This is a genomic window from Pseudomonas sp. 13159349, assembly GCF_013305685.1.
GTDB classification, from domain to species: Bacteria; Pseudomonadota; Gammaproteobacteria; order Pseudomonadales; family Pseudomonadaceae; genus Aquipseudomonas; species Aquipseudomonas asiatica.
In genome coordinates this window covers 4,828,782-4,848,325 of the sequence record NZ_CP045553.1, presented here as the reverse complement: position 1 = coordinate 4,848,325, position 19,544 = coordinate 4,828,782, and the positions used below count along the sequence as shown (strand labels likewise).

Annotated in this window: 18 protein-coding genes and 1 pseudogene; 10 read left to right on the top strand and 9 right to left on the bottom strand. The window is 63.2% G+C overall.

The annotated features are described in order from the left end of the window. On the top strand, window positions 1–1,158 hold the full coding sequence (locus tag GEV38_RS22345; RefSeq protein WP_015271668.1) for a phosphatidylserine/phosphatidylglycerophosphate/cardiolipin synthase family protein: 1,158 nt from the start codon (window positions 1–3) through the stop codon (window positions 1,156–1,158). 51 nt (window positions 1,159–1,209) lie between these two features. Beyond that, on the top strand, window positions 1,210–1,788 hold the full coding sequence (locus tag GEV38_RS22340; protein WP_015271667.1) for a DJ-1/PfpI family protein: 579 nt from the start codon (window positions 1,210–1,212) through the stop codon (window positions 1,786–1,788). 124 nt (window positions 1,789–1,912) lie between these two features. Here the strand turns inward: GEV38_RS22340 and GEV38_RS22335 are convergent, their stop codons facing one another. Next, the gene (locus GEV38_RS22335; protein ID WP_015271666.1) at window positions 1,913–2,311 is read right to left on the bottom strand and encodes a nuclear transport factor 2 family protein; all 399 of its coding nucleotides are present in this window, start codon (window positions 2,309–2,311) and stop codon (window positions 1,913–1,915) included. Window positions 2,312–2,426: 115 nt separating this feature from the next. Between GEV38_RS22335 and GEV38_RS22330 the strand changes: the two genes are divergently transcribed. Beyond that, a complete protein-coding gene (locus tag GEV38_RS22330) occupies window positions 2,427–3,017 on the top strand; it encodes a GNAT family N-acetyltransferase (RefSeq protein WP_013974061.1) in 591 nt (196 codons plus the stop codon). Continuing rightward, complete coding sequence (locus GEV38_RS22325) at window positions 3,014–3,892, top strand: carbon-nitrogen hydrolase family protein (protein WP_015271665.1); 879 nt, start codon at window positions 3,014–3,016, stop codon at window positions 3,890–3,892. The genes GEV38_RS22330 and GEV38_RS22325 overlap by 4 nt, the downstream gene beginning before the upstream one ends. Window positions 3,893–4,013: 121 nt before the next feature. On the opposite strand, the gene GEV38_RS22320 is transcribed toward GEV38_RS22325, so the two are convergent. Beyond that, a complete protein-coding gene (locus GEV38_RS22320) occupies window positions 4,014–5,537 on the bottom strand; it encodes a fumarate hydratase (RefSeq protein ID WP_013974059.1) in 1,524 nt (507 codons plus the stop codon). Between the two features lie 248 nt (window positions 5,538–5,785). Here GEV38_RS22320 and GEV38_RS22315 point away from each other — a divergent pair, with 248 nt between their 5' ends. Next, on the top strand, window positions 5,786–6,706 hold the full coding sequence (locus tag GEV38_RS22315) for an iron-sulfur-binding ferredoxin reductase (protein ID WP_015271664.1): 921 nt from the start codon (window positions 5,786–5,788) through the stop codon (window positions 6,704–6,706). A gap of 139 nt (window positions 6,707–6,845) precedes the next feature. On the opposite strand, the gene pyk is transcribed toward GEV38_RS22315, so the two are convergent. After that, window positions 6,846–8,300, bottom strand: coding sequence for a pyruvate kinase (gene pyk / locus GEV38_RS22310; protein WP_013974057.1), 1,455 nt, complete (start codon window positions 8,298–8,300; stop codon window positions 6,846–6,848). 179 nt (window positions 8,301–8,479) lie between these two features. Here pyk and GEV38_RS22305 point away from each other — a divergent pair, with 179 nt between their 5' ends. From GEV38_RS22305 to sbcB, 3 genes are all read left to right on the top strand, one after another. After that, window positions 8,480–8,866: a hypothetical protein gene (locus tag GEV38_RS22305; protein ID WP_003259593.1), complete on the top strand. Its 387-nt coding sequence runs from the start codon at window positions 8,480–8,482 to the stop codon at window positions 8,864–8,866. Between the two features lie 123 nt (window positions 8,867–8,989). Next, window positions 8,990–9,349, top strand: coding sequence for a PilZ domain-containing protein (locus GEV38_RS22300; protein WP_003259592.1), 360 nt, complete (start codon window positions 8,990–8,992; stop codon window positions 9,347–9,349). Between the two features lie 71 nt (window positions 9,350–9,420). Further along, window positions 9,421–10,854, top strand: coding sequence for an exodeoxyribonuclease I (gene sbcB / locus GEV38_RS22295; RefSeq protein ID WP_015271663.1), 1,434 nt, complete (start codon window positions 9,421–9,423; stop codon window positions 10,852–10,854). Window positions 10,855–10,939: 85 nt separating this feature from the next. On the opposite strand, the gene mvaT is transcribed toward sbcB, so the two are convergent. Further along, entirely contained in the window at window positions 10,940–11,317 is a 378-nt protein-coding gene (mvaT, locus tag GEV38_RS22290) for a histone-like nucleoid-structuring protein MvaT (RefSeq protein ID WP_015271662.1), read from the bottom strand. A gap of 284 nt (window positions 11,318–11,601) precedes the next feature. On the opposite strand from mvaT, the gene purU reads away from it, so the two are divergent. Beyond that, window positions 11,602–12,453 (top strand): formyltetrahydrofolate deformylase, encoded by an 852-nt coding sequence (gene purU / locus GEV38_RS22285; RefSeq protein WP_015271661.1) that lies wholly within the window; start codon window positions 11,602–11,604, stop codon window positions 12,451–12,453. Between the two features lie 285 nt (window positions 12,454–12,738). On the opposite strand, the gene GEV38_RS22280 is transcribed toward purU, so the two are convergent. The 5 genes and pseudogenes from GEV38_RS22280 to GEV38_RS28105 form a co-directional block, all read right to left on the bottom strand. After that, complete coding sequence (locus tag GEV38_RS22280; protein WP_054571994.1) at window positions 12,739–13,731, bottom strand: lysylphosphatidylglycerol synthase transmembrane domain-containing protein; 993 nt, start codon at window positions 13,729–13,731, stop codon at window positions 12,739–12,741. Further along, window positions 13,728–14,492, bottom strand: a complete 765-nt coding sequence (locus GEV38_RS22275; RefSeq protein ID WP_015271659.1) for a DUF2334 domain-containing protein — start codon at window positions 14,490–14,492, stop codon at window positions 13,728–13,730. The genes GEV38_RS22280 and GEV38_RS22275 overlap by 4 nt, the downstream gene beginning before the upstream one ends. Beyond that, on the bottom strand, window positions 14,485–15,606 hold the full coding sequence (locus GEV38_RS22270) for a glycosyltransferase family 1 protein (protein WP_015271658.1): 1,122 nt from the start codon (window positions 15,604–15,606) through the stop codon (window positions 14,485–14,487). The genes GEV38_RS22275 and GEV38_RS22270 overlap by 8 nt, the downstream gene beginning before the upstream one ends. Window positions 15,607–15,857: 251 nt before the next feature. After that, window positions 15,858–16,622: a methyl-accepting chemotaxis protein gene (locus tag GEV38_RS28110; protein ID WP_370464237.1), complete on the bottom strand. Its 765-nt coding sequence runs from the start codon at window positions 16,620–16,622 to the stop codon at window positions 15,858–15,860. Between the two features lie 93 nt (window positions 16,623–16,715). Continuing rightward, window positions 16,716–17,732: pseudogene (locus tag GEV38_RS28105) on the bottom strand (cache domain-containing protein); the annotation flags it as partial. 169 nt (window positions 17,733–17,901) lie between these two features. Here GEV38_RS28105 and GEV38_RS22260 point away from each other — a divergent pair. After that, a complete protein-coding gene (locus GEV38_RS22260; RefSeq protein ID WP_015271656.1) occupies window positions 17,902–19,377 on the top strand; it encodes a helicase HerA-like domain-containing protein in 1,476 nt (491 codons plus the stop codon). Window positions 19,378–19,544: the final 167 nt, after the last annotated feature.

The window sequence follows — 19,544 nt, the reverse complement described above, 5'->3', positions numbered from 1 at the left end:
ATGCCGGGGCCGGTCTTTCCCTGGCGGGATGGCAACCAGTTCGAACTGCTGATCGACGGCCCCGAGTTTTTTCCGCGCATGCTCCTGGCGATCATGCGCGCCGAATTCCAGGTCGACCTGGAACTGTACCTGGTCGAGGCCGGTGACTGCGCGGATGCGGTGGTCGAAGCGCTGGAGCAGGCTGCCCGACGTGGCGTGCGGGTGCGCTGCCTGTTCGACGACTATGGCTCGCTGGCCTTCAACAGCAAGTTGCGTCAGCGCCTGCTGGACGCAGGTGTGTACCTGCGCTGGTACAACCGCCTGCGCTGGAAGCGTGGCTTGCGCAACCTGTACCGCGATCACCGCAAGTTGCTGCTGGTGGACGAACGCTGGGCAGTGGTGGGCGGCACGGGCGTCACCGACGAGTTCTGGACGCCGGGCGAGGCGACCAGTGAATGGCACGAGGTGATGGTGCAGATGCAGGGGCCGGTGGTAAGCGACTGGCAGTTACTGTTCGACCGCCAGTGGCACGCCAACAACCGTCGCACAGCCTGGCGCCCCGCCGAGGGCTTTGGCCTGCCGCGCCTGCCCAAGGTGCCTGCACAGGGGCAGGGCATGGGCCGGGTAGCCTATGCCGACGCCCGCCAGCACCAGGACATCCTGCATTCGCTGGTGCGCGCGATCAACAGCGGCAAGCAGCGAGTGTGGCTGGCCACGCCTTACTTCCTGCCGACCTGGAGCGTGCGTCGGTCGCTGCGCCGGGCTGCCGGCAAGGGGGTCGATGTGCGGCTGCTGCTGACCGGGCCGCGCACCGATCATCCATCGGTACGTTACGCCGGGCATCGCTATTACCCGCGTCTGCTGCGCGCCGGGGTGCGTATCTACGAGTACCAGCCGTGTTTCCTGCACCTGAAGATGGTGTTGATCGACGATTGGGTCAGTATCGGCTCATGCAACTTCGATCACTGGAACTTGCGCTTCAACCTCGAGGCCAATATCGAGGCACTCGACCCGCCGCTGACGGCTGCCGTGCAGGCCAGTTTCGAGCGTGATTTCGCGTTGAGCGAGGTGGTCGACCTGGGCCACTGGAATGCCCGGCCGCTGTGGCGCCGGGTGAAGCAGCGGTTGTGGGGGTGGCTGGACCGGTTGGTGGTCAACTTGCTCGACCGTCGCGACTGAGACCAGCTATCGTGCAGTGATTGGCTCAAGGCAATCGAAGGAGTGGGTGCGATGACGGCAAAGAAAATTCTCATGTTGGTCGGCGACTACGTCGAAGATTACGAAGTCATGGTGCCGTTCCAGGCGCTGAGCATGGTCGGGCACACGGTGCATGCGGTATGCCCGGAAAAGGTCGCGGGGCAGACGGTGCGTACCGCGATTCATGATTTCGAGGGCGAACAGACCTACAGCGAAAAGCCGGGGCACAACTTTGCCTTGAATTATGACTTCGTGCGTGTACGGCCCGAGAGTTACGACGCGCTGCTGATCCCGGGTGGTCGTGCACCGGAGTACCTGCGCCTGGATGAGCGGGTGCTGGAGCTGGTGCGGGCGTTCGACCAGGCCGGCAAGCCGATCGCGGCGGTTTGCCATGGTGCCCAGTTGCTGGCGGCGGCCGGCGTGCTGGAAGGGCGCGAATGCAGTGCGTACCCGGCGTGCGCCCCGGAAGTGCGCTTGGCGGGCGGGACATTCATCGATATCGCGGTGGACCAGGCGCATGTGGACGGCAACCTGGTGACGGCACCGGCATGGCCGGCGCATCCGGCGTGGTTGGCGGCATTCCTCAAGGTGCTTGGTACCCGTATTGCCTGATACGGCCTTATCGCCGGCAAGCCAGCTCCCACAGGTTTAGCGAAGGTTTCAAGACCTGTGGAGTACCTGTGGGAGCTGGCTTGCCGGCGATGAGGCCAGTGCAGGCAACACAGCTCAACCAGGCTTAACCCACCTGCTCGACCCAGTCATTGAGGTTGTAGTAGTTGGTCACCCGGGCAATCTTCCCGCAATGGATATAGAAGAACGCCCCTGCCGGCAGCACATAGGTCTGCCCGTTGGCCGCCGGCAACCCTTCGTCATCGGCCAGATATTCCCCATGCACGGTGAACTCCGCCGCCGCGCGGCTGCCGTCGGCGTTCTGCATCACCACGATATCGGCCAGGCGCTCGCGGTAGCAGCGGTTCATCTTGTCCATGAACGCTGCAAACCGGGCCTTGCCCATCTGCCGCTCGCCCTGGTTGATGTCGTGGATCACATCCTCGCTGAGCAGGGCGAGAAAGGCCGGCATGTCGCCCGCATTGAAGGCGGCGTAGTAAGCATTTACCAGTTCGGTAGCGGTCATGGAACAATACCTGTCGTGGAGGGAAAAGGCGGGTCGTCGCTCCGGATGATAGGGTTTCCCCTCAAGCCCGGCTTAGCCGAGCGCGTCATCCACATCGACAAAACGACCGCCAAGCATGGAAATACGCCTGTTGCACGGCGCCGCTATCGCGCCTTACATCGATGACCTCGCTCGCCTGCGCCTTACCGTGTTTCGCGAGTTTCCCTACCTTTATGACGGCACCCCGGAGTACGAGGCCGACTACCTGGCCACTTATGCCCGCTCCGGGCGCAGCCTGGTGGTGCTGGCGCTGGACGACGGCAAGGTGGTCGGTGCCTCCACCGGCCTGCCGCTGGTGGATGTCGCCCCCGAGTTCCAGCAGCCGTTCCTGGCCCAGGGGCGCGACCCGGCCAGCGTGTACTACTTTGGTGAATCGGTGGTACTGCCCGAGTACCGTGGCCAGGGCCTGGGGGTGCGCTTTTTCATCGAGCGCGAGTCCTACGCACACAAGCTGGCCGAGTTCGACTATTGCGCGTTCTGTGCGGTCGAGCGGCCAGGTGTGCATCCGCGGCGGCCTGCGGACTACAAGCCGTTGCATGGCTTCTGGCGTAACCGCGGCTTCCTGCACGACCCGTCGCTGCGCACCAGCTACGCCTGGCGCGACCTGGACGAGCAGGAAAGCTCCGACAAGCTGATGTCGTTCTGGCTCAAGGAACTGCCGATATGATCCGCCTGGCGGCCTGCCAGTACGCCATCGAGCTGCATGAAACCTGGGAGGCCTACGCCGATCATCTGCAAGCCCTGTGCGCCAAGGCGGTGGACGCGGGGGCCCGCTTGCTGCTGTTGCCGGAGTACGCCGGCCTGGTGCTCAGCGGGCAGCTGAGTGCCGAGCAGCGGGGTGACCTGAAGGCTTCCATCGCCGGTATCCAGCCGCTGATCGAACCCTGGAGGGCCTTGTGCGAGAGCCTTGCCCGGCGCTGGGGTATCTACCTGCAACCGGGTAGTGTACCGGTGCTGGACAGCGATGGGCGCTACCGCAACCGTGCCTGGCTGTTCGGCCCCCAAGGTGTGCTGGGCTACCAGGACAAACTGATGATGACCCGTTTCGAACGGGAGCAGTGGGACATAGCCGCGGGCCAGGGGCTGCAGGTGTTCGACACTGAACTGGGGCGCCTGGGCATCCTGATCTGCTACGACAACGAATTCCCGATGCTGGCGCGGCGCCTGGCGGAGGGTGGTGCCGACCTGATCCTGGCGCCGAGCTGTACCGACACCGAGGCGGGTTACCACCGGGTGCGCATCGGTGCCCAGGCGCGGGCGCTGGAGAACCAGATTGCGGTGTTGCAGAGCCCCACGGTCGGGCTGGCGCCCTGGTCGCCGGCGCTGGACGAGAATATCGGCCGGGCAGGGCTGTTCGTGCCGCCGGATCATGGGATGCCGGGGGATGGGGTGGTGGCCTTGAGTGAAGAATCGAGCCCTGCCACTAGTCAGTGGCTGGTCTGTGAGGTGGACCTTGAGGAAGTACGGCGGGTGAGGCGGGAAGGGCAGGTGTTTACCCGCAGGGACTGGCCGGAGCAGTTTGACCGGATCTGCCCCCTGTAGGAGCAGCCTTGTGCTGCTAATGGGCCTGTGCTCACCCAAATATCTGTGGGTGACACAAGGCCTCTTCGCAGCACAAGGCTGCTCCTACAAAGAGCAGGGCCGTGACGCTTTTGCAGCAGATTTACTTCACTTCGACTGCCAGGCTCTGGGCAATCTTGCTCTGCCACAGGGCAGGGCCAGTGATGTGTACCGACTCACCGTTGCTGTCCACGGCGACGGTCACCGGCATGTCCTTGACCTCGAACTCGTAGATCGCTTCCATGCCCAGCTCGGCGAAGGCCAGGACCTTCGACTTGCGGATGGCCTGGGCCACCAGGTAGGCAGCACCGCCGACGGCCATCAGGTACACGGCCTTGTTGTCCTTGATCGCTTCGATGGCGGCAGGGCCGCGCTCGGACTTGCCGATCATGCCGAGCAGGCCGGTCTGCTCGAGGATCTGGCGGGTGAACTTGTCCATGCGGGTGGCGGTGGTCGGGCCGGCTGGGCCTACCACTTCGTCACCGACCGGGTCGACCGGGCCAACGTAGTAGATGAAGCGGCCTTTCAGGTCCACCGGCAGCTCTTCGCCACGGTTGAGCATTTCGACCATGCGCTTGTGCGCGGCATCGCGGCCGGTCAGCATCTTGCCGTTGAGCAGGATGGTTTCGCCCGGCTTCCAGCTGGCGACTTCTTCCGGGGTGATGGCGTCGAGGTTGACGCGACGGGCGCTCGGGCCGGCTTCCCAGACGATTTCCGGGTAGGCGTCCAGCGACGGCGCTTCCAGCTCGGCCGGGCCGGAGCCATCGAGCACGAAGTGGGCGTGGCGGGTGGCGGCGCAGTTGGGGATCATGCACACCGGCAGCGAAGCGGCGTGGGTCGGGTAGTCCATGATCTTGACGTCGAGCACGGTGGTCAGGCCACCCAGGCCCTGGGCGCCGATGCCCAGCTGGTTGACCTTCTCGAACAGCTCCAGACGGATTTCTTCCAGGCGGTTCTGCGGGCCACGGGCTTTCAGTTCGTGGATGTCGATGGACTCCATCAACACTTCCTTGGCCATGACGGCGGCCTTCTCGGCGGTACCGCCGATGCCGATGCCGAGCATGCCAGGCGGGCACCAGCCAGCGCCCATGGTCGGGACGGTCTTCAGTACCCAGTCGACGATCGAGTCGGACGGGTTGAGCATGGCCATCTTCGACTTGTTCTCCGAGCCGCCGCCCTTGGCTGCGACATCGACCTCGACCTTGTCGCCGGGGACGATGGAGTAGTGGATCACTGCCGGGGTGTTGTCCTTGGTGTTCTTGCGGGCACCGGCCGGGTCGGCCAGGATCGAAGCGCGCAGGACGTTTTCAGGCAGATTGTAGGCGCGACGCACACCTTCGTTGATCATGTCGTCGACGCTCATGGTGGCGCCGTCCCAGCGCACGTCCATGCCCACGCGGATGAACACGGTGACGATACCGGTGTCCTGGCAGATCGGGCGATGGCCAGTGGCGCACATGCGCGAGTTGATCAGGATCTGGGCGATGGAATCGCGCGCAGCAGGCGATTCTTCACGCAGATAGGCCTCGTGCATGGCCTGGATGAAATCGACGGGGTGGTAGTACGAGATGAATTGCAGGGCGTCGGCGACGCTCTGAATCAGGTCGTCTTGCTTGATCACGGTCATGCAGCGCGCTCCTCTTAAAGACGGGAACATTCATTACGGCGCTCGACGGTGCCGACCAGCGTGTCGAAGCGCCTTGCAAGGCGCCGGCAGGTCAGGCCGACGGAAAAAGGCGCGGCAGTATAGCGCGCATCCGTGCCGGGCACACCTGCGGTCGGTCTGGACCATGGTCGGCAGTGGTTGGGCATCCTTTTTGCTGCCGTTGCGTGCTTGGCTTAAAGTGCACTGTGATATGTGGAGAAAGACCGACCATGCCCGTACTTTGCGTGGGCGAGCGCCGCTGGGCGGTGCCGACCGGCAGCAACCTGCTCGATGCCTTGAACGAGGCCGGGCTGAACGTACCCTACAGTTGCCGCGCCGGCAGTTGCCATGCCTGCCTGGTGCACTGCCTGGGCGGGCAACCGCTGGATGCCATGCCCGAGGCCCTGGCGCCGGACAAGCATGCCCAGGGCTGGCGGCTGGCCTGTCAGTGTCGGGTAGTCGAAGATCTGCGCGTGGCGCTGTTCGACCCGCAGCAGGATGGCCTGCCGGCGCAGGTCTGTGCCCTGGACTGGTTCGGCGATGTGCTGCGCGTGCGGCTGCGGCCCGAACGGGCAATGCGTTACCAGGCGGGGCAGCATGTGGTGCTGTGGAATGGCGCGGTGGCGCGGCCTTACTCCTTGGCCAGCTTGCCGGGCGAAGATGATTTCCTCGAGTTTCATATCGACTGCCAGCACCCCGGCGCCTTTTGTGACAAGGCCCGTGGCTTGCAGCTGGGTGATGTGCTGCGCCTGGGCGAGCTCAGGGGAGGGGCCTTGCACTACGACCCGGACTGGCAACAGCGGCCGCTGTGGTTGCTGGCGGCGGGGACCGGGCTGGCGCCGTTGTGGGGCATCTTGCGCGAGGCTCTGCGGCAGGGGCACCAAGGGGAAATCAGGGTCATGCATGTGGCGCACGAGGACGCTGGGCATTATCTGGCCGAGCCGTTGCGCAAGATGGCGGATGTGAGTGTCGAGTTGGTACTGGCAGAGCGGCTGGATGAAGCGTTGGCCGGGTTGCGGCCGTCATCGCGGCAGACGGTGGCGCTGGTGTGCGGGGCGCCGGGGAGTGTCGAGCGGTTTGCCCGGCGGCTGTTCATTGCCGGAGTGCCACGGGGGCAGGTGTTTGCCGATGTGTTTGTCGAGCATGCCTGAGGCATTTGTGTAATCTGGGCTGGCCCCATCGCCGGCAAGCCAGCTCCCACAGCATTGCAACAGACCTGGGCCTGCGCGGTAACCTGTGGGAGCTGGCTTGCCGGCGATGGGGCCGCAGTGCGGCCCCGTTTGGAGCAGATCAACCGACCAGCGGATCACCGACATGCAGGATCTTCATGCCATTGGTGCCACCGATGGTGTGGTAGCTGTCACCCTTGGTCAGGATTACCCAGTCACCTTGCTCCACCAGGCCACGCTTGAGCAGTTCGTCGACCGCTGCCTGACTCACCTTGTCGGCCGGCAGCGAGGCCGGATCGAAGGCAATCGGGTACACGCCGCGGAACATGTTGGCACGGGCCTGGGTAGCGCGGTGCGGCGACAGGGCGAAGATCGGCACGTGCGAACGCAGGCGCGACATGATCAGCGGGGTGTAGCCACTCTCGGTCAGCGCAATGATCGCCTTCACGCCCGGGAAGTGGTTGGCGGTGTACATGGCCGCCAGCGCGATGCTCTCGTCGCAGCGCTCGAAGGTAGTGTGCAGGCGGTGGCTGGACTTCTGGCTGGTCGGGTGCTTTTCGGCACCCAGGCAGATACGGGCCATGGCCTGGACAGCTTCGATCGGGTAGGCACCGGCGGCACTCTCGGCCGACAGCATCACCGCGTCGGTGTTGTCCAGCACGGCGTTGGCCACGTCGGACACTTCGGCACGGGTCGGCATCGGGTTCTGGATCATCGACTCCATCATCTGGGTCGCCACGATCACTGCCTTGTTGTTGCGGCGGGCGTGCTGGATGATCTTCTTCTGGATGGCGATCAGCTCGGCGTCGCCGATTTCGACGCCCAGGTCGCCACGGGCGACCATGACGGCGTCGGATGCGAGGATCAGCTTGTCGAGGGTCTCGTCGTCGGCCACCGCTTCGGCGCGTTCGATCTTGGCCACCAGCCAGGCGCTGCCGCCAGCTTCGTCACGCAGCTTGCGCGCGTATTCCATGTCGCTGGCGTCACGCGGGAAGGACACGGCCAGGTAGTCCAGGTCCATTTCCGCGGCCAGCTTGATGTCGGCCTTGTCTTTCTCGGTCAGGGCCGGTGCGGTAAGGCCGCCACCTTTACGGTTGATGCCTTTGTGGTCCGACAGCGGGCCACCGATGATTACCACGCAGTGCAGGGCATCTGCGGTGGCGGTCTCGACGCGCATCACCACGCGGCCATCGTCGAGCAGCAACTCGTCACCAACGCCGCAGTCCTTGACCAGGTCGGGGTAGTCGATACCGACGATGTCCTGGTTGCCTTCGGTCAGCGGGTGGGCGGTGGAGAAGGTGAACTTGTCACCGATCTTCAATTCGATACGCTTGTTGGCGAACTTGGCGATGCGGATCTTCGGACCCTGCAGGTCGCCCAGCAGTGCAACATGGCGGCCGTTCTTGGCGGCGATGTCACGGATCAGGCGCGCGCGGGCCTTGTGCTCGTCCGGAGTGCCGTGGGAGAAGTTCAGGCGTGCCACGTCCAGGCCGGCGAGGATCAGCTGTTCGATCACTTCCGGCGAGTTGCTGGCGGGGCCAAGGGTGGCGACGATTTTGGTACGGCGGATGCTCATGCACAGACTCCTATAGTGAAGCGCAGCGAAAGGCTACTCCTGAATCTCGCTGTAGTCATTGTTCCGTTGCACTACCTGCGACCGAGGCAGGGTGGCATTTGAACGGGCAGGGCATCATTGCAAAAGGGTGTGAAGATTTGCCGGCAAAGGCCGATACACTGGCATCAAAGGAGACCCCCATGCGAGCCCTGATCGTTTTAGCCCTGGCGGCCAGCGCCGTCGGTTGCACCCGCTGGTCCATGGACCACCACCTGAACAATGCCTACCGTGCCTACGACCGTGGCGATTGCGCGCGGGTCATGCTCGAGCTGTCGCAGGTCGACCGCACCAGCCGTGCACGACCGTTCATCCACCCCGAGGTGTCGCTGCTGCGCGGCCAGTGCCTGGAGCGCCAGGCCTTGTACGTGGATGCGGCGCAGACCTACCAGTACCTGATCCAGCAGTACCCGGGCAATGAATACGCGTATCGTGCCCAGGCACGCCTGCAGACCCTGGAGAAACTCGGCCATTTGCGCGGCACCGAAGCCGCCGTGGCGAACCCGGTGACCGCCGCACCTTGGCGTTAACACCAAGGTGTGATTTATTTCACGGGATTTGCCGCGCGCGCTGCGCTAATCTGTAACTCAGTTGTTACAACAACCGCCAGTTCCACGTATTCCTGGCATCGGATACGGACTGCACTTGCGATCATGTTCAACAAGCGCCACATCGAACGCCATCAGCTACCTTGTGTTCTCAAGGTGTTCAACCGCATTACCGGCCAGGCCATCGGCCAGCTGGGTAACGCCTCTGAAGACGGGCTGATGCTGATAAGCCAGCTACCTGTGCTGGTCGGGCCCGACTATGATCTGCAATTACGCCTGCCGCTGCTTGGTGGCGGGCATCAATTCGTCAACCTTACCGCCAGCTGCTTGTGGTGCCGTGAAGACCAGACGCCCGGGCACTACGATTCCGGTTTCATGCTGCTGCAGGCCCCCCGCGAGTACGATGAATTCGTCCGTTCGTTGCGCGACTATTTCAGTTTCCGCCCCGCCAACGCATCTGCCTGAGCCTGCTGAGCCCCGGGCCCAGCTTCTGGAATCGCGCTAGAATCGGGTCGACCTCGATACAGGACGACCCCGTGACCTCCAGCATTTTCTGGCACGACTACGAAACCACCGGCATCAACCCGCGCTGTGACCGGCCGTTGCAGGTTGCCGGTGTGCGCACCGACTTCGACCTCAACGAAATCGACGAGCCGATCAGCCTTTATTGCCGGCCCTCCGACGATATCCTGCCGCACCCGGCCGCCTGCCTGGTGACTGGCATCACCCCACAACTGCTGGCCGAGCAGGGTTTGTGCGAAGCGGAGTTCATGACCCGGGTGCACGCACAACTGGCGCACCCTGGTACCTGTGGCGCCGGCTACAACACCCTGCGCTTCGACGACGAAGTGACCCGCTACAGCCTGTACCGCAACTTTTTCGACCCTTATGCCCGAGAGTGGCAGGGCGGCAACAGCCGCTGGGACCTGATCGACATCGTGCGCACGGCCTATGCACTGCGCCCGGACGGCATCGAGTGGCCGCAGCAGGACGGGCGCACCAGCCTGCGCCTGGAGCTGCTGAGCAAGGCCAATGGCATCGACCATGGGCATGCCCACGAAGCGCTTTCCGACGTGCGGGCAACCATCGCCCTGGCCCGCCTGATCCGGCAAAAACAGCCCAAATTGTATGACTGGCTGTTTCAGTTGCGCAGCAAGCATAAAGTGATGGAGCAGATCCGTCTGTTGCAGCCACTGGTGCATATATCCGGGCGCTTCTCGGCGGCACGCAATTACCTTGGTGTCGTATTGCCGCTGGCCTGGCACCCGCGTAATCGCAATGCACTGATTGTGTGCGACCTGCATCAGGAAACCCTACCGTTACTACGGGAAAGTGCTGAAGTTCTACGCCGGCGTTTGTATACCCGCCATGAAGAACTGGCCGAAGGCGAATTACCCGTGCCGCTCAAATTGGTGCAGGTCAATCGCTGCCCGGTAGTGGCGCCACTTTCGGTATTACGCCCGGCCGATCAACAGCGGTTGGGTCTGGACTTGACGTTGTTACAATTGCGCGGCGAAGAATTGGCCGAGCAACAGGCGCAATGGCAAGACAAGCTGGAACACATCTACGGCAAGGAAGACTTCGCCCCGAGTGAAGACCCGGAACAACAGTTGTATGACGGTTTTCTGGGGGACCGTGACCGCCGCTTATGCGAGCAAGTTCGTGCACTGGAACCGGCGCAGTTGAGCCATGGGCAGTGGATGTTCGATGACCTGCGCTTGCCTGAATTGTTGTTCCGCTATAGGGCACGCAACTTCCCCGAGACCCTGACCGGCGAAGAGCGGCAACGCTGGTTCAGCTTCTGCCAGCAGCGCCTGAGCGACCCGCAGTGGGGCGCGCCGAATACGCTGGGCGACTTCGAACAGGCGCGGCAGCAGGCCTGGGAGGGCGCTGACGATGCGGGGCGGCGGGTGCTGGATGCCTGGCAGGTACATGCCCGGCAATTGCAGGCACAGTATGCAGTTGGCTGAGCGCTGACACAAAACGCGGACAAACAAAAACGCCGGCAATATGCCGGCGTTCTTGTTGCGATAAGCAGCAGGCGTGTGCGGACAATCAGTCCAGCAGGGTCGCCCAGCTTTCAACCACATCGCCACCCCACTTGGCTTTCCATTCTTTCAGGGTCTTGTGGTTGCCGCCTTTGGTTTCGATCACTTCATTGTTGTGCGGGTTCTTGTATTGCTTGACCTTGCGCGCACGCTTGGTGGCGGTAGTCTTGACTGCACCACGAGGGGCCTTGCTCAGTTTCGACTCTGGGTCGAGCAGGGCAATCACGTCGCGCAGCGACTTGGAGTACTCGCCCATCAGTGCGCGCAATTTGCCTTCGAACTCCAGTTCTTTCTTCAGCTTGTCATCCTGCGACAGGTTGGCCAGGCGGGCCTGAAGTTCCTTGATGGCTTCTTCGGTAGCGCGGTACTCGTTGATCAGGGACATGGAGTGTTCCTTAATGCGTGTTCAGAAATGTGTGGGGCAATAATAGACAGGCAATACTCGCAAGTAAACATATTGTTGGGCAATTAACTGTTAACTAAGCTGTGACAACCATTTCTCTACGTGAACAAAAATTTACAATTAACCCTGCATTTCGTCATGTCTGTCAGAGAATGCCGGTAGTGCATCTCGTCAGGAACACAGGCCACGGCCGCTGCGATCAATACTGCGTTTTTCCTGGCGGGCCGCTAGAATGAGCGCCTTTGCGAAGTTCTGGAGTCTCATTCATGCGCACCTATCGTCTGGTGATCGCCTGCCCCGACCGTGTTGGCATCGTGGCGAAAGTCAGTAATTTCCTGGCCTTGTACAATGGCTGGATCAACGAAGCCAGCCACCACTCCGATGAGCAGAGCGGTTGGTTCTTCATGCGCCATGAAATCCGCGCCGAATCGCTGCCGTTCGGTATCGAAGCCTTCCGCGAGGCGTTTGCGCCGATCGCCGAAGAGTTCTCCATGACCTGGCGCATTACCGACTCGGCGCAGAAAAAGCGCGTGGTACTGATGGCCAGCCGCGAGTCGCACTGCCTGGCGGACCTGCTGCACCGCTGGCACACCGATGAACTGGACTGCGAGATCCCTTGCGTGATCTCCAACCACAACGACCTGCGCAGCATGGTCGAGTGGCACGGTATTCCGTTCTTCCATGTACCGGTCGACCCCAAGGACAAGGCATCGGCCTTTGCCGAAGTTTCGCGCCTGGTGCAGGAGCACGCCGCCGACGTGGTGGTGCTGGCCCGCTACATGCAGATCCTGCCGCCGCAACTGTGCCAGGACTATGCTGAAAAGGTGATCAATATCCACCACAGCTTCCTGCCGTCGTTCGTCGGCGCCAAGCCGTATCACCAGGCGGCCCTGCGTGGTGTGAAACTGATCGGCGCGACCTGCCACTACGTTACCGAAGAGCTGGACGCCGGCCCGATCATCGAGCAGGACGTGGTGCGTGTCAGCCATGCCGACAGCATCGATGACATGGTCCGCTTTGGCCGTGATGTGGAGAAGATGGTGTTGGCCCGTGGCCTGCGTTATCACCTGGAAGACCGGGTGCTGGTGCATGGCAACAAGACTGTAGTTTTTGATTGACGGCCTTGGGGCTGCTTTGCAGCCCATCGCCGGCAGGCCAGCTCCCACAGGTTTGCACATGGCTTGAGGTCGATGCGGTCGGTGTGGGAGCTGGCTTGCCGGCGAAAGGGGCGCAAAGCGCCCCCGGCAATCTTGAGGGATACGTAATGGCGAAGACTCGCAACAACCCCACCGCCTCACCCCCACCCACCCTCGGTGAAGGCTGCCTGGCCCGCTACGACCCCGAAGCCCTGGCCGACACCGATGGCACCGATTTCCCCGGCGCTGCGGAACTTTGGCAGCAGCTCAACCCGCCTGACGCCGCCAACGCGCCAGCAGCGGGCGCGCCAGCAGGCACACAAACACCGGCCCACCCGCCAGCAGATAAAAGTAGTAAGTGACCGCCCGCCATATCAGGATCGCCGCAGCCGCGGTCGAACTGCCCACCAGTGGCGTCAGCAAGCTGGCCGAAGTCAGCTCGGCGGCACCGGCACCGCCAGGCAGCAGGCTGAACTGGCCGGCACTGAGCGAGAGCATCTGCACCAAAAAGCTGGGGATCCACGCCAGGTCTACCCCCAACCCCCTCAATACCAGGTACAACACGCTGTAGCGCAGGCCCCAGTGGGCGCAGGTCAGGGTGAACACCAAGGTCAGCGTACGCTTGGGCAGGCGCCAAGTCTGCGCCAGTGCATCGATGAAGCGTAGCAGTTTGCGTGCCCAGCGCCGCTTGCGCTGGCGGCTCATGCCCAGGCGGCGCAGCAACCTGCCGTTCACGCGCATCACCGTGCGCCGGTAGCGCAGCAGGCCGATCACTCCGGCCAGTGCCGTGCACAGCAGCAACGCGCTGCCCAGCAGCATGCTCTCCTGGCTGCGGCCCAGGCTGTGGAACAGTGCATAACCGGCAATAGCCAGCATCGCGCAGAAAAAGAACACCAGGTCGTTCAGCTGATCCATGGCAAACACCGCGCCGCTGCGCGCCGGGCCTATCCGGTCACGTGCCAGCAGGGCCATCAGGGTCAAGGGGCCGCCGCTGCCGCCGGGGGTGGTACAGATGGCGAACTCGGTAGCCATCACCACACCCAGGCTGCGCAGGCGCCCAAGCCTTGCTCCTTGCTGGCCGAGCAACAGGCGCAAGCGGATGGCGTTGATGACCCAGCAAAGCAGGATCATGCCCAGCAGGGTCAGCATGAGGCTGGGGGCGAAGCGCTGCAGCCTCGGTAGCAGCTCGCTGCCACCGAGCAGTGCCGGTACCAGCAAGGCACCCAGCAGTGCCAGGGCCAGCCAGGCCAGGCGGTTCATACGCTGGCCTGGCGGTCGAGCCAGGTGGATTTGGTCAGCGGCTCTCGGCCCTGTGCCAGTAGCGTGTGCAAGGTGTTCAGCCAATAGTCGCGGGACGCGCGATGGCGCATGTCCACCGGGTGCAGGCCCAGGCGCAGGGTCTGGGCGTCGCGCCAGCGCCGGCATTGCCAGTCGCACAGCACCCGTGACAGGCCACGGCGCCAGGCGCTGCGTGCACTCCAGACAAGCCCTGGGGCCTTGATCGCGGTGAAGTCCGGTAAACGATACAGGTGCTGTGGCGTGCTGGTGTAGCGCAGCGGCAGACGGCGCAGTGCCTGGCGGGTGCCTTCGCTCATCAGCCAGGCAGGCGCGACGAAGCCTGCCACTGGCCAGCCCTGCTGGGCGAACAGTGCCAGGCCGTGCTCCAGTCGTTGCAGGGCCTGCTGCTGGTCAAGGGCGTAGAATTCCCCTTCGTGGGTATAGATGCGGCGCATGAAGTATTCGCCGGGTGTGCGCGGTGGTGGCCCGCTGTCGGCATGGTAGAAGCCGTGCAGGGCAAGCTCGTCGCCCTGGGCCAGGCGCCGTTCGAGCAAGCGGCAGAAGGTAGGCGAGCGTTGCAGCGGGTTGCGGTGGTGAAAGTCCGGCACCACCAGCCAGGTCATGGGGATGCCGCCGATGGCGTCGACGGCCTGGACGAAGGGCTGGTAGTCGGGCCAGGTTTCGGGCGCGACATCGTGCAGCACCAGCATCAGGCTGCGCGATGCCGGTAGCGGCTCAGCCATGGGCACGTACCTGTGGCTGGTGGCCGAGCACAGCCTGGTAGTGTTGCAGCAGGCCGGCGACGACGTTGTCCCACGAATAGTGCTGCTCGGCATGGCGACGGGCCTGTACCCCAAGCGTGCGCACACCGGCTTCGAACGCCTCTTGCACGGCCGTCGCCATGGCCTGGCTATCGTTGGGGCGGCACAAGCGCCCGCATTGTTCGTTGACGATTTCGCCGAAAGCACCTGCGCGCACGGCCACTACCGGCGTGGCGCTGGCCATCGCTTCGAGAATGACCAGGCCGAAGGTTTCCTGGTCACCGGCATGCACCAGCAGGTCGGCGCTGGCCATCAGCCGGGCGACTTCCGGTGCCGGGCAGAAGTGATCGATCACACTGACGTTCCGCGGTACGTTGGCCGGCATGTTCGAACCCACCAACAGCAAGTGGTAGGGGTGGCCCAGGTGCTGCATGCAGTCGAGCAGCACCGGCAGGTTCTTTTCTCGCGAGCCACGGCCGGCGTAGATCAGCAGGCGACTGGTTTCGGCAATACCCAGTTCGGCACGCAGCTGCGGGTCGCGCTGGTTGGGGTGGAAGGTGGCCAGGTCGACGCCCAGGCGCTGCACGTGCACATCGCGCACGCCCAGGCGGCGCAACTTGTCTGCCATGACCTGGCTGGGGGCCAGGACCCGGTCGAAATTGCCGTACAGCTTGCTGACATAGGCCTCGACATTGGGGGTGAACCAGTTGCCCATGCGGTTGCTGACCAGCAGCGGCAGGTCGGAATGGTAGAAGCCGATTACCGGCACATCGAGCTTGCGCCGCGCTTCCAGTGCAGCCCAGGCGGTCAGGTAGGGGTCGCCGACTTCGATCAGGTCGGGCTTGAGCCTGCGCAGCACATTGCACCAAGGGGCCAGGCGTACCGGGAAGCGGTAGCCATTGCCGAACGGCAGTGGCGGTGCGGGCACTTGGTATATGCCATCGGCGTGCTGGGCGCTGGCACCGGGTATCAGCAAGCTGTGGCGGACGCCCTGGATGGCGTCGAGGCGGTGGTGTTTGGCATCAAGATAGGTACGTACGCCACCACTGGCGGGGGCGTAGAACATGGTGATGTCGGCGATGTGCACGATCAGCATCCCTCCGGGATCGTCTTCGGGTCTGTCATCCGGCGTTAACGGGCCGGCGATGACGCGCCTAAAGGTTGACCTATCAGAAGGATAGTTTGTTCGATCGGGGTTGGGTGGGGTTGGGAAGAGGGTAGGCTGCACAAGCGTTGTAGGAGCAGCCTTGTGCTGCGAAGGGGCCAGAGAAGGCAACACAGTTGTATTGCCTGTACTGGCCTCTTCGCAGCACAAGGCTGCTCCTACAAAGAGAGGAGTAGCACTTGTCAGATGCGGAAGCTGCCCACCAGGTGCTTCAGGCGGCCGGCCTGCTGCTCCAGGTCGGAGCAGGCGCGCAGGGTGGCCTGCAGGTTTTCCACGCCCTCCTGGTTGAGCATGTTGATTTCGTTGATGTCCATGTTGATCGCTTCGACCACGGCGGTCTGCTCTTCGGTGGCGGTGGCTACCGACTGGTTCATGCCGTCGATCTCGCCGATGCGCACGGTAACGCTGTCCAGCCGTTCACCGGCCTGGTTGGCGATCTGCATGCTGTCCTGGCTGTGGCGCTGGCTCTGGTCCATGGTCTCGACCGATTCGCGCGCACCGACCTGCAGTTCTTCGATCATGGTCTGCACCTGTTGCGCCGACTCCTGGGTGCGGTGCGCCAGGTTGCGTACTTCATCGGCGACCACGGCAAAACCACGCCCGGCTTCACCGGCACGGGCCGCTTCGATGGCCGCGTTCAGCGCCAGCAGGTTGGTCTGCTGGGAAATGCTGGTGATCACCTCAAGGATCTGACCGATGTTGACGGTCTTGCTGTTCAGCGTCTCGATGTGCGCGCTGGAAGTGACGATCAGGTCGGACAGGCGGTTCATTGCCGCAATGTTGCGTTCCACCACCTGCTGCCCTTCTTCGGCCAGCAACCGCGCCGAACTGGCGTGCTGCGAGGCCTGGGCGGCGTTGCCGGCAATTTCCTGGGCGGCGGCGCCCAGTTCGTTGATGGCGGCGGCCACGCTGTTGGTACGGTTGGACTGTTCGTCGGAGTTGGTCATCGACGAGTTCGAGGCACTGATGACCCGCAGGGCAACTTCGTTGACCTGCTCGGTGGCCGAGGACACTTCGCGGATCGAACTGTGTATACGTTCGACAAAACGGTTGAAGGCGCTGCCCAGGATGCCGAACTCGTCATGGTTGTGGATGCGCAGGCGCTTGGTCAGGTCGCCTTCACCCTCGGCAATATCTTCCATGGCACGGGTCATGGTGTGCAGCGGCTGCATCAGCACGCGGATCAGCAGCCCGAGCAGGCCGATGATGATCACCACCGCCACCAGCGTGGCGATCACCGCTGACGTGCGGAAGGTGCTCAGCATCGAGAAGGCCTTGTCCTTGTCCACCGACAGGCCGATGTACCAGTTGGCCGACGGCAGGCCGGTGATCGGGGTGAAGGTCAGCAGGCGGGCCTGGCCGTCGCTCTGCACTTCGGTCAGCTCACCGCTCAGTTTCGGCGTGTGCTGCGGGAACAGGTCCGACAGCGACTTCATCACCAGGTCTTTGTCCGGGTGCACCAAGATCTTGCCTTGATCGTTGACCAGGAAGGCATAGCCCATGCCGCCGAAGTTCAGCGAGTTGATGATCTGCACCAGGCCGTCCAGGGCCAGGTCGCCACCGACGACACCGACACTGCCGGACACTTTGTTGATGATGCCGATTACCATCCTGTTGGTGGCCATGTCGATGTATGGCTCGGTCAGGATCGGGCCTGCGGCGTTCATGCCGTCCTTGTACCAGGGACGGATACGTGGGTCGTAGCCGTCAGGCATCTTCGTGTCAGGACGCACGCTGAAGCCACCGTCGACCTTGCCCACGTAAACCGTGAGAAAGCTCGAGATCAGCGCATTCTGGCCCATCAGGGTTTCGGCGTTGGTCGGGTCCTGGGCTATGTTCTGTGCCAGGTTTTCCACCAGCTTGATACGGCCTTCGAACAGGTTGCGGATATTGGTCGAAGTGGAAGCGCCCATTTCAGCCAGATAGTTCTCGAGGTCCTCGCGGATCGCATTACGCTGGAGGTAATCGTTGTAGAGCGTGAAAAGGCTGAAGGCGAGTATCACGATCAGTGATGCTGCCAAAAGAATCTTGTGGCTGAAACGAAGGCTTTTGTTCATGGCGTAATCGGTTCCGCTAAGGTTTCATATCAGGCGTTTGCACGCGTGGAGTCGCAAAGCAGTGCAATATCCCGAAAAGTCCCTTTTCGGTTGTTCCTCTCTATTAAGGCGAATATCACCCACAGGTATCGGCCGAATTACGGTAAAGCTTGAGCAGAGGATTTAAGAGATGTCGGAAATTTCGACCATCGTTGTAGGTGCTGGCCCGGATGGCCAGCCGGTTGGGCAAGCTATGAGGTTGGCCAACCGCCATGGCCTGGTAGCGGGCGCTACGGGTACTGGCAAGACCGTCACCTTGCAGCATCTGGCGGAAGCGTTCAGTGACGCGGGGGTTGCGGTGTTCGCCGCCGATGTCAAAGGCGACCTGTGCGGCCTGGGCGCTGCTGGTGCGCCGCAAGGCAAGGTGGCCGAGCGCATCGCCGGCATGCCCTGGCTGGGGCACAGGCCCCAGGCTTACCCGGTGAGCCTGTGGGACATTGCCGGGCAGTCCGGCCACCCGCTGCGTACCACCCTCAGTGAAATGGGGCCGCTGCTGCTGGGCAACCTGTTGGAACTGACCGACAGCCAACAGGCGGCGCTGTATGCGGCGTTCAAGGTAGCCGACCGTGAAGGCCTGCTGCTGCTGGACCTCAAGGACCTCAAGGCGCTGCTCGCGCACCTGAAGGACAACCCGCAACTGCTGGGCGAAGACAGCGCGCTGATGACAACGGCCTCCACTCAGGCGCTTTTGCGCCGGTTGGCGACCCTGGAGCAGCAGGGCGCCGAGGCGTTGTTCGGTGAACCGGGGTTGCAGCTCGAGGACCTCCTGCGGCCAGACCCGGATGGCCGTGGGCGTATCCACCTGCTGGACGCCAGCCGGTTGGTTCACGATGCACCGAAGGTGTACGCGACCTTCCTGTTGTGGCTGCTGGCCGAGTTGTTCGAGCAACTGCCCGAGCGCGGTGATGCCGATAAGCCGGTGCTGGCGTTGTTCTTCGATGAAGCGCACTTGTTGTTCAACGATACACCCAAGGCATTGCAGGATCGCCTGGAGCAGGTGGTGCGGCTGATTCGTTCCAAGGGCGTGGGTGTGTACTTCGTCACCCAGTCGCCGGGGGACTTGCCAGATGCGGTGCTGGCCCAGTTGGGCTTGCGCATTCAGCATGGCTTGCGGGCGTTTACCGCCAAGGAGCAGAAGTCGCTGCGGGCGGTGGCTGATGGCTTCCGCCCCAACCCGGTGTTCGACACCCTGGCGGTGCTGACCGATCTGGGTATTGGCGAGGCGCTGGTGGGGACACTGGAAGAGAAGGGCACGCCAGCGATGGTGCAACGTGTGCTGATTGCACCGCCGCAGTCGCGTATCGGGCCGTTGAGCGCGGCTGAGCGCAGTGCGCTGATTGCCAATTCGCCGCTGGCGGGGCGTTACGACAAGCCGGTGGACCGTGAATCGGCCTATGAGATGCTGACCCAGCGCAAGGGCGAGCCGGTGGAGCCCGTGCCGCAACCCAAGGCGGATGAAGAGAGCTTTGCCGACAAGGCTGGTGAGTTCTTGCAGAGTGCGGCAGGGCAGGCAATCAAGTCGGCGGTGCGCCAGGCGGCCAACCAGTTGGGGCGGCAGTTGGTGCGAGGGTTGATGGGGTCGTTGCTGGGGGGCAAGAAAAGGTAGGTTGCCTGTACCGGCCCCATCCACAGGCCTGCGCTGTACCTGTAGGAGCGGCCTTGTGTCGCGAAAGGGCTGCGAAGCAGCCCCGGGATTTCAGCGCAGATGCGCAAATTGCCGGGGCTGCTCTGCAGCCCTTTCGCGACACAAGGCCGCTCCTACAAGAGGCGTGT